12 protein-coding genes are annotated in these 13,319 nt (G+C 64.6%); 8 read left to right on the top strand and 4 right to left on the bottom strand.

Annotated elements, in window-relative coordinates:
- Positions 1–26: 26 nt before the first annotated feature.
- The 5 genes from GGD65_RS03040 to GGD65_RS03020 all read left to right on the top strand — a co-directional run bounded on the left by GGD65_RS03040 (position 27) and on the right by GGD65_RS03020 (position 5,702).
- Positions 27–1,379 (top strand): pyruvate dehydrogenase complex dihydrolipoamide acetyltransferase, encoded by a 1,353-nt coding sequence (locus GGD65_RS03040; protein ID WP_179736484.1) that lies wholly within the window; start codon positions 27–29, stop codon positions 1,377–1,379.
- A 22-nt stretch (positions 1,380–1,401) separates the two neighbouring features.
- Positions 1,402–1,635, top strand: coding sequence for a hypothetical protein (locus tag GGD65_RS03035; protein ID WP_018320294.1), 234 nt, complete (start codon positions 1,402–1,404; stop codon positions 1,633–1,635).
- A 17-nt stretch (positions 1,636–1,652) separates the two neighbouring features.
- Positions 1,653–3,074, top strand: a complete 1,422-nt coding sequence (lpdA, locus tag GGD65_RS03030) for a dihydrolipoyl dehydrogenase (protein WP_018320295.1) — start codon at positions 1,653–1,655, stop codon at positions 3,072–3,074.
- A 201-nt stretch (positions 3,075–3,275) separates the two neighbouring features.
- Complete coding sequence (locus tag GGD65_RS03025) at positions 3,276–4,517, top strand: threonine synthase (RefSeq protein WP_183234366.1); 1,242 nt, start codon at positions 3,276–3,278, stop codon at positions 4,515–4,517.
- A gap of 213 nt (positions 4,518–4,730) precedes the next feature.
- Positions 4,731–5,702 (top strand): tripartite tricarboxylate transporter substrate binding protein BugD, encoded by a 972-nt coding sequence (locus tag GGD65_RS03020; protein ID WP_183234365.1) that lies wholly within the window; start codon positions 4,731–4,733, stop codon positions 5,700–5,702.
- 53 nt (positions 5,703–5,755) lie between these two features.
- Here GGD65_RS03020 and GGD65_RS03015 read toward each other — a convergent pair whose 3' ends face one another.
- The 3 genes from GGD65_RS03015 to GGD65_RS03005 form a co-directional block, all read right to left on the bottom strand.
- The gene (locus GGD65_RS03015) at positions 5,756–6,142 is read right to left on the bottom strand and encodes a response regulator transcription factor (protein ID WP_183234364.1); all 387 of its coding nucleotides are present in this window, start codon (positions 6,140–6,142) and stop codon (positions 5,756–5,758) included.
- A gap of 86 nt (positions 6,143–6,228) precedes the next feature.
- Positions 6,229–6,894 (bottom strand): response regulator transcription factor, encoded by a 666-nt coding sequence (locus GGD65_RS03010; RefSeq protein WP_018320299.1) that lies wholly within the window; start codon positions 6,892–6,894, stop codon positions 6,229–6,231.
- A complete protein-coding gene (locus tag GGD65_RS03005) occupies positions 6,891–9,314 on the bottom strand; it encodes a PAS domain S-box protein (protein ID WP_183234363.1) in 2,424 nt (807 codons plus the stop codon). The genes GGD65_RS03010 and GGD65_RS03005 overlap by 4 nt, the downstream gene beginning before the upstream one ends.
- Positions 9,315–10,024: 710 nt before the next feature.
- On the opposite strand from GGD65_RS03005, the gene GGD65_RS03000 reads away from it, so the two are divergent.
- The 3 genes from GGD65_RS03000 to GGD65_RS02990 are packed head-to-tail and all read left to right on the top strand — an operon-like array spanning position 10,025 to position 10,957.
- Positions 10,025–10,420 (top strand): hypothetical protein, encoded by a 396-nt coding sequence (locus GGD65_RS03000; RefSeq protein ID WP_092256935.1) that lies wholly within the window; start codon positions 10,025–10,027, stop codon positions 10,418–10,420.
- Positions 10,417–10,605, top strand: a complete 189-nt coding sequence (locus GGD65_RS02995) for a hypothetical protein (protein ID WP_177237119.1) — start codon at positions 10,417–10,419, stop codon at positions 10,603–10,605. Before GGD65_RS03000 ends, GGD65_RS02995 begins: the two co-directional genes overlap by 4 nt.
- 43 nt (positions 10,606–10,648) lie before the next feature.
- Positions 10,649–10,957, top strand: a complete 309-nt coding sequence (locus GGD65_RS02990; protein ID WP_245283271.1) for a hypothetical protein — start codon at positions 10,649–10,651, stop codon at positions 10,955–10,957.
- A gap of 80 nt (positions 10,958–11,037) precedes the next feature.
- Here GGD65_RS02990 and GGD65_RS02985 read toward each other — a convergent pair whose 3' ends face one another.
- The gene (locus GGD65_RS02985) at positions 11,038–13,224 is read right to left on the bottom strand and encodes a transglycosylase SLT domain-containing protein (RefSeq protein ID WP_183234362.1); all 2,187 of its coding nucleotides are present in this window, start codon (positions 13,222–13,224) and stop codon (positions 11,038–11,040) included.
- Between the last annotated feature and the right edge of the window lie 95 nt (positions 13,225–13,319).

Genomic DNA, 13,319 nt, shown 5'->3' with positions numbered 1-13,319 from the left:
TTTGCAAAGTTCTTCTTGAGGTCAGCATGCCCATCAACATCCTGATGCCCGCTCTCTCGCCAACGATGGAGAAGGGAAACCTCGCCAAGTGGCTGAAGAAGGAAGGCGACAAGGTCAAATCCGGCGATGTCATCGCCGAGATCGAGACCGACAAGGCGACGATGGAGGTCGAGGCCATCGACGAGGGCACGATCGCCAAGATCCTGGTGCCCGAGGGCACGCAGGACGTCCCGGTCAACGACGTGATCGCGGTGCTCGCTGGCGAAGGTGAGGACGTGAAGGCTGCGGGTGCCGCCAAGCCCAGCGCTTCGGCCGCACCTCCGAAAGCCGCTGAGGCTCCCGCTGCGGCGCCGGCTCCCGCGGCTGCGCCTGCTGCTCCCAAAGCCGCGCCGCCGGCTGCTGCACCTGCGCCGCAGGCCGCAACTCCGGCCGCGCAGAGCAACGGCCAAGGTGGTCGCGTGTTCTCCTCGCCGCTAGCGCGGCGTCTCGCCAAGGACGCCGGCATCGACGTGGCGATGGTATCAGGCACCGGCCCGCACGGCCGCGTCGTCGCGCGCGACGTCGAGCAGGCCAAGTCGGGCAAGGGCCTCAAGGCGCCTGCCGCGGCACCGTCCGGTGCGCCCTCGATCGCGCCCACCATGTCGGACAAGCAGATCCTGTCGCTGTTCGAGCCCGGCTCCTACGACATCGTCCCGCATGACGGCATGCGTCGCACCATTGCCCAGCGCCTGACCGCATCGATCCAGAACGTCCCGCACTTCTACCTGACCATCGACTGCGATATCGGCAAGCTGCTCGCTGCGCGCGAGGAGATCAATGCGGCTGCGCCGAAGGACAAGGAAAAGAAGCCGCTCTACAAGATCTCGGTCAACGACTTCGTCATCAAGGCGATGGCGGTGGCGCTGCAGAAGATCCCGAACTGCAATGTCAGCTGGACCGAAAGCGGCATGGTCAAGCACCACCATTCCGACGTCGGCGTCGCCGTGGCGATGCCCGGCGGCCTGATCACGCCGATCATCCGCAAGGCCGAGACCAAGACGCTGTCCACCATCTCGAACGAGATGAAGGATTTCGCCGCGCGCGCCCGTTCGCGCAAGCTGAAGCCCGAGGAGTACCAGGGCGGCACCACCGCGGTCTCCAACCTCGGCATGTACGGCATCAGCCACTTCACCGCCGTGATCAACCCGCCGCATGCGACCATCCTCGCGGTCGGCACCAGCGAGGAGCGGCCCGTCGTGCGCGGCGGCAAGATCGAGATCGCGCACATGATGAGCGTGACCCTGTCCTGTGATCACCGCGCCATCGACGGTGCGCTCGGCGCCGAGCTGATCGGCGCGTTCAAGCAGCTGATCGAAAACCCCGTCATGATGATGGTCTGACGCGGCGGCAGAGGGCGCAATTTTGCATGTCCGTACCCGCTGGCCATGGATATCGCTGCTGCTCGGAGCCGTCGTCGCGCTCAACCCGATCGGGCTCGATTTTCTGCACTCTGCGTTCTTTGCCGGCGAGCAGCTGGCACGGAACATCGCCCAGCCCATCGTGCTCATTGCTCTGGCCGTCATGGTCCTGGCGCTGATGCTCGAATGGCTGGTGAGGTCTTTTCTGGTCAAGCGCCGCGCCCGCGGCGCCTCTTGAGTTGAACGGGAGCCGCCATGGCCGACACATCCTTCGACATCATCATCATCGGCTCCGGTCCCGGCGGCTATGTCACCGCGATCCGCGCCGCTCAGCTCGGTTTCAAGGTCGCGATCGTCGAGAAGTCGTATCTCGGCGGCATCTGCCTGAACTGGGGCTGCATCCCGACCAAGGCGCTGCTGCGCTCCGCCGAGATCTATCACTACATGCAGCACGCCAAGGACTACGGCCTCTCGGCGGAGAAGGTCTCGTTCGACCCGAAGGCCGTCGTGCAGCGCTCGCGCGGCGTCTCCAAGCGGCTGAATGACGGCGTCGGCTTCCTGATGAAGAAGAACAAGGTGAGCGTGATCTGGGGCGCGGCTTCGATCGACGCGCCCGGCAAGATCACCGTGAAGAAGTCCGACGTCGAGGCGCCGAAGGGCACGCTGGGCGAGGGGAGCTACCAGGCCAAGCACATCATCCTCGCCACCGGCGCGCGGCCGCGCGTGCTGCCCGGGCTCGAGCCCGACAAGAAGCTGATCTGGACCTATTTCGAGGCGATGGTGCCGGAGAAGATGCCGAAATCGCTGCTGGTGGTCGGCTCCGGCGCGATCGGCATCGAGTTCGCCTCGTTCTTCCACACCATGGGCTCGGACGTGACCGTGGTCGAGGTGCTGCCGCAGATCCTCCCCGTCGAGGACGCCGAGATCGCAGGCCTTGCGCGCAAGCGGCTGGAGAAGCAGGGCATCAAGATCATGTCCTCGACCAAGGTGACCAAGCTGGAGAAGAAGGCCGACAGCGTCGTCGCCACCATCGACGATGGCAAGGGCAAGCCTGTCACGACCGAGTTCGAGCGCGTGATCTCGGCCGTCGGCGTCGTCGGCAATATCGAGAATCTCGGCCTGGAAAAAATCGGCGTGAAGACCGACCGCGGCGTCATCGTGATCGACGGCTACGGCAAGACCAACGTCCCCGGCATCTACGCGATCGGCGACGTTGCGGGGCCCCCGATGCTCGCCCACAAGGCCGAGCATGAGGGCGTGATCTGCGTCGAGGCGATCAAGGGCCTGCATCCGCATCCCATGGACAAGAACCTGATCCCGGGCTGCACCTATTGCCAGCCGCAGGTCGCGTCCGTTGGTTTGACGGAAGCCAAGGCCAAGGAGAGCGGCCGGGAGATTCGCGTCGGCCGCTTCCCCTTCGTCGGAAACGGCAAGGCGATCGCGCTCGGTGAGGACCAGGGCCTGGTCAAGGTCATCTTCGACAAGAAGACCGGCCAGTTGCTCGGCGCCCACATGGTCGGTGCTGAAGTGACCGAGCTGATCCAGGGCTACGTCGTCGCCATGAACCTGGAGACCACGGAGGAAGAGCTGATGCACACAGTGTTCCCGCATCCGACCCTGTCGGAGATGATGAAGGAAGCCGTGCTGGATGCGTATGGGCGGGTATTGAACATCTGATGGATGAGCCGGCGGGCTGAGGGACCCGTCATCCTGAGGTGCGAGGCCAGCGGTGCATAGCACGGCTGGCCCAGTTCGAAGGATGAAGGGCCGAGCTGCAGCAGCCGGGCTCGTCGCCCTTCGAGGCCTCCGCTTCGTTCCGGCGCCTCAGGGTGACCGGTTTGATAGAGAAATACGAAAACAAGAAGAGGGAATGAACCCATGCACGACAACGACAACCTCACCATCGAACGCCCGACCTTCGTCACCCATCTCGAATGCGCGATGGAAGGGGATCATTACGCGGCCGACCAGGTCCACAATCTCTCCAAGGCCGGCAAGCCGCTGCTCGTCCGCTACGATCTCGCCGGCGTGAAGAAGGCGCTGACCAAGGACGCGCTCGCGCAACGCCCCGGCGACATGTGGCGCTACCGCGAGCTGCTGCCCGTGCGCAAATGCAAGGACATCGTCTCGCTCGGCGAAGTCACCACGCCCCTGATCCGGCTGCCGAAGCTCGGCAAGAAGCTCGGCGGCGGCGAGATCATCGTCAAGGACGAGGGCCGTTTGCCGACCGGCTCGTTCAAGGCGCGCGGCCTCGTGATGGCCGTGTCGATGGGCAAGGCGCTCGGCATCAAGCACATGGCGATGCCGACCAACGGCAATGCCGGCGCGGCGCTCGCGGCCTATGCGACGTCCTGCGGCATCAAGACCACGATCTTCTGCCCGGCCGATACGCCGGAGGTGAACGTCAGCGAGATCGAGCTGCAGGGCGCGACCGTCTACCGCGTCAACGGCTATATCGATGATTGCGGCAAGATCGTCGGCGAGGGCAAGGCAAAAGTCGGCTGGTTCGACACCTCGACCTTGAAGGAGCCGTACCGCATCGAGGGCAAGAAGACGATGGGTCTCGAACTCGCCGAGCAGCTCGGTTGGGACGTGCCCGACGTGATCTTCTATCCGACCGGCGGCGGCACCGGCCTGATCGGCATGTGGAAGGCGTTCGACGAGCTCGAGAAGATCGGCTTCATCGGTTCGAAGCGCCCGCGCATGGTCGCGGTGCAGGCCTCCGGTTGCGCGCCGATGGTGCGGGCCTATGACGCCGGCACCGAGCATGCGACACGCTGGGAGGACGCCCACACGATCGCGTCCGGCATCCGCGTGCCGCAGGCGATCGGCGATTTCCTGATCCTGCGCGCGGTGCGCGAGAGCAAGGGCTTTGCCATCGCGGTCGACGAGGACAAGATTTCGTTGGCGCTGAACGAGGTCGCGCGCGAGGAGGGGCTGCTGCTCTGCCCCGAGGGCGCCGCCACCTACGCCGCCTACAAGGACAGCCTCGCAGCCGGCCGCGTCTCGAAGGATGACCGCGTCATGCTGTTCAATTGCGCGACCGGCCTGAAATACCCGCTGCCGCCGGTCACCCGCACGCTCGACCGTCACAAGCCGATCGACTACACGCAGTTCTAGCTTGCTTCTCCGTCGCCCCGCTTGCGGGGGCGCGACGAGCTTCGCTCGCGCTGGGAGGGTTGGGGTGAGGGGGAGTCTCCGCGGGGGCGGTGACAGCTGAACTTGCGGAGACTCCCCCTCACCCGAAATCCGCGCTACGCGCGAATTCCGACCTCTCCCCGCAAGCGGGGCGAGGTGAAGAAAAACAAGAACGACATCGCTGGGGAGAAGACAATGACGAAGGCCGTCTGGGCTGCGCTGTTTGCTATTCTCGCTGTGACCGGCGCCGCGCGCGCCGATGACTATCCCTCCCGTCCCATCACCATCATCGTGCCCTTCTCGGCCGGCGGCCCGTCGGATGCGATGGCGCGTGTGCTCGCCGAGCGGATGCGAACTGCGCTCGGCCAGCCCCTCGTGGTCGAGAACGTCACCGGCGCGGGCGGGTCGATCGGCGTCGGCCGTGCCGTGCAATCGCCGCCGGACGGCTACACCATCTCCTTCGGCCATCTCGGCACCCACGTCGCCAATGGCGCCGTCTACAAGCTCAAATACGACCTCGTGGCCGACCTCGAGCCGGTGGTGCTGCTGCCGAGCAATCCGATGATCGTCGTCAGTAAGAACGCTGTGCCGGCGACGTCGCTGAAAGAGCTGATCGAATGGCTGAAGTCACGCCCGTCGCCGCCGACAGCGGGCACCGCCGGCGCGGGCTCCGGCAGCCATATCGCCGGCGTCTATTTCGAGAGCGTCTCCGGCATCAAGCTGCAATACGTGCCGTATCGCGGCACCGCGCCCGCGTTGAACGATCTCATCGCCGGTCAGATCGACGTCATCGTCGACCAGACGTCCAACTCGATCGCGCAGGTCCGCGCCGGCACCATCCGCGCCTACGCCATCACCGACAGCAAGCGCCTGTCCTCGGCGCCCGAGATCCCAACCGCGGAGGAGGCGGGTCTGAAGGGCTTCAACATGACGCTGTGGTCGGGCATGTGGGTGCCGAAGGGCACGCCCAAGGAAATCGTTGCCAAACTCAATGCTGCGGCGGTGGAGGCGCTGAACGATCCCGCCGTGAAGAAGCAGCTCGAAAGCCAGGGGCTGGAGATGACGCCCAAGGATCAGCTCACGCCGGAAGCGCTCGGCACCCGCCAGAAGGCCGAGATCGCCAAATGGTGGCCGATGATCAAGGCGGCGAACATCAAGGTGGATTGAGCACGTCGCATGGCCGCAGGCCTGTCCTGGCGTGGGAATCCGGCGCCGCCGCATCACATCGTGGCGTCACCGGGCTCCGACAGTGCGGTCTCCAGGCACTGCATCAGGGCCGGCGTTGAAAACGGCTTGGCGAGAAAGCAGGTCGCGCCGGCCCTCAGTGCGCGGTCGCGTACGGACTCGTCCGGAAAAGCCGTCATGAAGATGAAAGGCGTGACGTGCCCGAGACCGCGCATATGCGTCAACAGCTCGACGCCGCTCATGACCGACATCTGCACGTCCGTGATCACGCAGCAGGTCGTCTCAAGTTCGGCGGATTGGAGAAATTCGTGAGCCGAGCCAAAGGTGTAGACCGTGTACCCGCGCGACGTCAGGAGGTTGTTCGTCGCAAGGCGAACGGAGGGATCATCATCAATGACGGAAATGATCGAAGACGCTGACAATATGATCGCTCCTGCACGGGGAGCCGCCGGCCGCGATTCAGCCGCTTGGGGAAGGTGGGCCACCGGAGCGAGATTGGAAAGCATACTTAGGTTTGCAGATGACCCCTGTTGCGCGGGATTCCGAGCGCGTCGGTCATTCTGACGAGGTCCGCCAACGACTTCGCTGCCATTTTCCGCATGATCTGGCCGCGATAGATCTTCACGGTGATTTCAGCCAATCCCAGCTCGGCGGCGACTTGCTTGTTCATCAGGCCGGACGCAACCAGGGCGAGCACATCGCGTTCGCGCGCCGTCAGCCCCTCGTAACGGGATCGCACGCCCGAGATCGACTGCTCGGCATCGCGCCGCTTGCGATCGCGTTCGATCGCAGCCTGCACCGCATCCAGCATGTCCTGGTCGCGCACCGGCTTGGTCAGAAAATCGACGGCACCGCTCTTCATGGCTCTTACGGTCATGGGAATATCGCCGTGACCGGTGATGAAGATAATGGGCGTGTGAATATTGGCTTTGGCGAGGTCCGCCTGGAGGTCGAGGCCACTCAAGCCTGGCAGGCGGATGTCGAGCACGAGGCAACTGGGGACAGCAGGCGGTTTGGCTTCCATGATCTCCGCCGCCGAACTGAAGGCTTCGACCTTGAGACCGACCGATTGAAAGAGATTGGTGAGCGCACGGCGCATCGACGGATCATCATCGACGATCAGGACGATCGGATCACCGGCGCTCGCCTGGGCCTGCTTGGCATGATCAGTCACGACGTGTCCTTGTGTGGCAAGGGCAGGGCGATCTGGAATGTTGCACCACTCCCTTCATTTTGAATGGCCGAAAGCCGGCCCGCATGAGCCTCGATGATCGATCGGCAGATCGAGAGTCCCATTCCCAGACCGCCCGATTTCGTCGTGAAGAAGGGGTTGAAGATGCGTTCCTTGACGTCTTTGCCAAGGCCGACACCGCGGTCCGTCACGGTGAGGAGCAGGCGATCGTCGTCCGTCCGGCTCGAGCGGATCGCCAGCTCGCGCGGGCGGTCGACATTGGCATGCATGGCTTCGATGCCGTTCACCACCAGGTTGATCAGCACCTGCTGCAGCTGGATCCGGTCGCCGCAAATGCTGGGCAGGTCGGACGCCAACTCCATTCGCACCGACACCGCATGGATCGCGAGCTCGCGCCGAACCAGCGCCACTGCCTCCCTGACGACCTGGTTGATGTCGAGTGGAGCCATTTCGATCTCGGTCTTCTTCGCAAGCGCTCTGATCCGGCGGATCACCTCGCTTGCCCGGTTGGCGTCCTCGACAATCCATTCTGCGGAACGGCGCGCGGCCTTCAGGTCGGCGGGGTCGCGGTCAAGCCAAGCGATGCAAGCGTCCGCATTGGAGATCACCGCGGCAATGGGCTGGGTGATTTCGTGGGCAATCGAGGTGGTCAGTTCGCCGAGCGTCGTGACGCGGGTGACGTGGGCGAGCTCGCCTTGCGCCTTGCGCAGCGCCTCTTCCGCCTGCTCGACGCGGATTGCCGCCGTGACGTCGCTGCTGACGCCGCGATAGCCGAGAAAATTGCCTGCCGCATCATGGAAAGGCTTGCCGCTGGTCCGAACGTAGATTGGAGATCCGTTGCCATCCCTGCTGCGGTAGATCAGATCGCGGAACGCAACGTGGGCATCGAGCGCCGCGCGATGCTGCTCCCATTTCTCCGGCTCGAACTCGGCGTCGGGCGGAATGTCCCAGCGGGTCAGGCCGATCAGGCCCTTCGGCGCCGCGCTGGAGGTTTCGGCATGCTCCGATATCCTGGTGATGCGGTGGTCCGGCCCGGTCTCCCAGAACCAGTCGGATGCGGTTTCGGCATAGTCGCGGAATCGCTGTTCGGATGTCTTGAGCTCGTCGAACGCCTTATGCAGCGCATCTTTCGCCGCGAACTGCTCGGTGACGTCCACGTGCGTGCCGATGATTTCCATCACCTCGCCGTCGCGGCCGATCACAGGATGTCCCTCGCTGTGGACGCGTCTGATCGAGCCGTCGGGGCGCACAATCCGGAAGTCGATCTGGAAGGGCTGCTTTTGCCTGACAGCTTCACGTTCCACCTCGACAATCCGCCGAAAGTCCTCCGGCAGGATACGTTGCTGAAAAGCCCGGGCCGGGACATCGGTCTGGTCCGGCTCAAACCCGAACAGTCGGTACAGTTCAGTCGAGCGGTAGGCGAACTCCTGACGATGAACGTCCCAGGCCCAGCTGCTCGTCTGGCTGAGGCGTTGGGCTTCGGCCAAATAGGCTTCGCTGCGACGCAGCCTCTGTTCCGCTTCCTTCGCAATCGTGACATCGGTCACCGCTCCGACGAACTCGATGCGCCCGGATGGGTGCCGCACGGCGCGCGCCACGGAATGGAGATATTTGATCGATCCGTCGGGCATCAGCAGGCGGTATTCGTGGTCGAAATCCTCCGCCAGCCGGTAGGCCCGATCAAGGGTGCTGCGGACTGTGTCGCGATCTTCCGGATGGATGCGCTGAAAGGCGAAGTTCAGGGTCGGCTTCGTCGCAGGGTCGCATTGGAAGATGCGGAAGGTCTCCCTCGACCAGACCGCCTCGCCGGTGGCGAGGTTCAAGCCGAAGCTGCCGGTGTGGCTCAATTCCTGGGCCTGGGCGAGGTAGGCCTCGCTCTGTCGCAGCGCATCCTCGGTCTCCTTGCGCTGGGTGATGTTCTCGCAGGCGACCAGCAGGATCGGCGTGCCGTCGCCACGCAACATCGCCTTGGCGTTCTCGCGGACCCAGAGCACCGACCCGTCCTTCCGGAACTTGCGAATCTCCCAGGTATGCGACTGGTCCACGGTCGTGAGGCACAAAGCGACGCATTGACGAACGAAGTCGTGGTCTTCCTCGAAGAAGACGTTCAGCACGGATTGGCCGATCAGCTCCGCCGTCGTGTAGCCCAGTTGTGCGGCGCCAAACGTATTCACGTTGAGCACCGTTCCGGCCGGATCGACCATGAAGTACATGACCGGGTTGTGCTCGAACACCTCGCGCCATTGCTTCATGGCGTCACGCAGATCGGCGTTCTGCCGCGAGGCCTCAGCTACCGCGGACCGGTCCTTCTCGCCGTTGCCGAATGATCGAAGCGCCGCAAGGCCGCCGAGCAGGAATTGTGCGGCCGAAGTCCCGATTTTCGTGATCTGGCCAGGCATCATCGCAAGCGTCCCGGCGCGCCAGCGTCAAGGCGAGTAGAGCACTTTGCCCGAACAGGAGCAATTGGCTCCGACCAAAGTCGGATTGCCGCCAAAACTCCCGGTTGCCGTGCAGCTTGCGCGCGTTGCTCCGTCTCGTTGCGCGGGCGGGCAGAGGTCCGCAAAACTACGGCCAAACCTATGTATAGCTCGCACAACCCTAGTTCTAGCGCGCATTTACCTCCGTACAATTGAGTGATGCGTTGCAGCCGCCTAGTTTTGCAGCCAATCGAGAGGAGACGATTGCGGAGCACAAATCGCTGAAAGGCTCGGGGATGTTGTCCCCAAAAAGCCAGGCTCTGCGTCCGCCCCCTGACTTGCCGGATGAATTGGCGGTCACGATTGAGAAGCCGCATTTTCCGTGACGACCGTGGCGACCCGTGCTTGCGCACAAGGAAGCCGGGACCCCTAAGAGGTCAAGAGGAGAGGATGATGTGCGATAGCCCCGACTACTCCGAGCGCCGTCCCGAGTCCAAAGGCTGTGCTGTCTGCGCGGCGAAGTTTGGCCTGATCCGATACTATTCCTGGCGGACGCCGGTCTGCTCGAGGAAATGCCTCGACCGGTTCAGGGCGCGCCGTGAGCGCGACCGTCGCTGGTTGTTCCGATATCAGGCGGCCTGAGGACCAGCCGCCGCGTCTGCCACCTCAGGCAATTTCTTCGTCGGGAGGCTGCGTTGAACCGTACCTGCAAGCTCCTGTTGGCGATCGCGCTGCCACTTTCGCTGGTGACGGGCGTGGAGGCCGACGAAGCCGGACCGGATGGTTCACATCGTCACCATCCGCCTCAGGATCAACTGCTGCACGAGAAGTTCTATTCGAGCTGGCACATGCCGGATAATCCGGTTCTGAGCTGCTGCAACAATGCCGATTGCTACCCGACCGAGATTCGCTACGTCGACGGCAGGATCTACGCGCGGCGCCGGGAAGACGGCAAATACATCCTGATCCCGTCCCAGAAAGTCGAGCGCAACAGAGACAATCCCGACGGCCGCAACCATATCTGCGCGCCACCGCCGTCCGCCTCTCTGGTCGACCTGGTCTACTGTTTCGCGCTGGGAGGTGCCACGTGAGATTCATATTGGTGAACGGCAGAACCCCGTTCCGCAAGACGTCGTGCCTTTGGTGCTGCGAGGAGATCGATGGTGGCTATCTGCGCGACGCCAGGACGCTGCTGCGCTACTGCGGCTACGACTGCTACGCACTTCATCACGAGTCCGCGCCGTTGATCGAGGGACGCACGCGCGCGGCATCTTGAGTAGTCGGGCCGCAGAACGCATTCGGCAGGAGAGGACACGGCATTGAGATTCATGCTCGTCAATCAGGAACATCCCTGCCACGGCGGCGTCTGCCGCGCATGCGCCCGGCCCCTGGGTGCGAGTTACGTCCGTCATGTGTCCAAGCAGGAGCGGTATTGCGACTACGGTTGCTACCGTCAGCAGACGGCCATGGACATGCTGTGGCCCGGCAGCTCGCTCGAGACGATCGCGGCGCTGGCGGCGATCTCGAGCTGGAGCTGGATGATTCAGATCGGCGCGCTGTCGCGCGCATTGGCCGAGGCATATCTGCGCGAGTACGACCTTCTGACCACGGAAGGAGGTGACGGCTAGCTCGATGACGGCCGCGCAGAGCAGTCGGCCGCAGTCACCGCGTCCAGCCCGCGCCGCGTCCAGCCCCGGCGGCGGCGAGGCTAGGGTGAGGGGGCTGCGGCCGATCCCGTTGGTGCCGCGCTCACTTCCTGCGTCGTGACGCGCTGGTCGGACTTGCCGGCGACCATGCTGCTGCCCTCGAACCGTGCGCGGTACACCAGCACGTTCTCCATCACGCGCTGGACGTAGTTGCGCGTCTCCGACAGCGGGATGCGCTCGACCCAGTCGACCGGATCGACCTTGGGATCCCTGGGGTCGCCGCGGGCCTGCACCCATTCGCGCACGCGGCCGCGGCCGGCATTGTAGCCGGCAAACGTCATGATCTGGTTGCCGCGATATTCCGACAGGAGCGCGCTGAGCTCGGCCGCGCCCATTTGCGTGTTGTAGACGGGATCTGAGACCATCTTGTCCCAGTCGTAGGTCAGGCCGAAGCGCTTGGCGGTGTCGCGGCCGGCTTCAGGTGTCACCTGCATCAGCCCGACCGCATTGGCCGGCGACTTGTCGCGCTGGTCGAACGAGCTTTCGGTGCGCGCCACCGAATAGATCACGCTGGTCTCGATCGCGGGCGCGACCTGCTGGTGCTCGGGGATGCCGATGGTCGGAAAAGCGTAATGGTCGAGCGCGAGCCCGCGCGCCAGCGCCGACTTGCCGACCTCCAGCATCACGCGCGCATCGCGGCGCTGTCCGGCGAGTTCGCCTAGCCCCTCGAGGGCCGCGACGTCGGTGCTCTCCTTGGCGAAATCCTCGGCGTAATAGAACACCGTGTCGCGCTCGCCGATGCCGTAGAGCATGTCGGCAGCGCGCACGCGCTCGTCTGCGGGCGGAGTGTCGAGCGCGGCCAGCACGGGCGAGGGCGGTCGCAGCTCGATGCGATCGAGGCCGAGCTTTGCGCGCGCAAGCTGGCCGTAATAGGCGGTCGGATAGCGCGCGGCCGCCCGGTAGCTCATGCGAGCATCGGCCACAGCACCCATCGCCTCGGCGGCACGGCCGCGCCAGTAATGGGCACGCGACAGCGCGATCGGATTGGCCGAGCCTGCATCGATGGCGGCGAAGTGCACCATGGCCGCCTGGGGATCATTCAGGAAGCGCAGAGCGATCCAGCCGCACATGAAATGATAGTCGACGCGGTAGACTTCCTTCTCGGGCACCGCGGCGGTACGCACCACGTCATACGCCGTCTTGAACTTGCCCTGGTCGAGCAGCTTGCGCGCGAGCATGCGACGCTCGCGCCACCAGGCGTCGGTGTCCTGCGCGGCCATGGTGTCGGGCGCGGCGGCCAGGATCACCTCGGCGGCGTCGTCGATGCGATCCTTCTGGAGGTGCCATTGGGCGCGGCACAGCACATAGCCGAGATCGCGGCGCGCTTCAGTCGGTACGTCCTCGAGATAATCCTTGGCCTTGCTGGCCTTGCCGGTGACGGCGGCGCAGGCCTTGACGATCGCGAGCTCATCCTCGCCGAGCCGTTTCGCGGCGCGCCGCGCAGCCGCATAGTCCTTGGCGCCGAGCCGCTTGTCCATGCGGGCGCGATGATCCTCGGAGTTGAGCAGATCGCGGAACGCCTCGTAGGAATCCTCCTCGCTCCGCTCGGACAATTCGTCGGTGCGCCAGGCCTCGCGCACGAGCCGCGCGGCCCTGTCGGCGTCGCCTTCAGCGAGCAGCACGCGGGCGAGGGCGAACTTGCCCTTGGCGCTGGTCGGGCGGTCCATGGTGAATTTGTGCACGGTGGCCGCGTCGGCCTTCTCCTGCCACAGCCGCGCCTCGGCGCGGCGGCGAAGCAGGGCGCTGCTCGGCCAACCCGGATTGGCGGCGAGGAAGGCGGCATAACGCTTGAAATTGGCGGTGCTCTCGGAATGGCGCAGCATGAACCAGTCGGCGAGCTTCTGTCCGGCGGGATCAGCGATGCGGTCGCGCGCCGCGCTCGCATCATCCGTCTTGCCCTTGCGCGCGAGGTCGATCGCATCCTTCAGCGCGGCGAGGTCCCCGGTGAGCGGCGGGGCGGCCGGCTTCTCGGACGGCTCGCCGCCGGTCTTCTTCGACTTGCGCTTGGCCTCGGCATGCTTGCCATGGCGCGATTTCACCGCGGCATGACGCTGCTTGCCGGCTTTCGCCTCATGCGACTTCTTCGGCGCGGACGATTTGTGGCTGCTCTTGGCCGCCAGCTCGGTCGGAAGGAGGGCCATTGCGGCCACGGCAACGAGACACGCGAGCGAGCGTAGGCACTGGTTCATCCCATGGTCCCCCTGCGAAACCACTACAAACCAAGGTCCGCGACGACATGCGGCTTGAGAATCAACGACATCGAGAACGATGCCACGGCATCGTT

Source organism: Bradyrhizobium sp. CIR18 (genome assembly GCF_014198295.1).
GTDB lineage: Bacteria > Pseudomonadota > Alphaproteobacteria > Rhizobiales > Xanthobacteraceae > Bradyrhizobium.
This window is presented reverse-complemented; position numbering and strand designations above follow the sequence as displayed.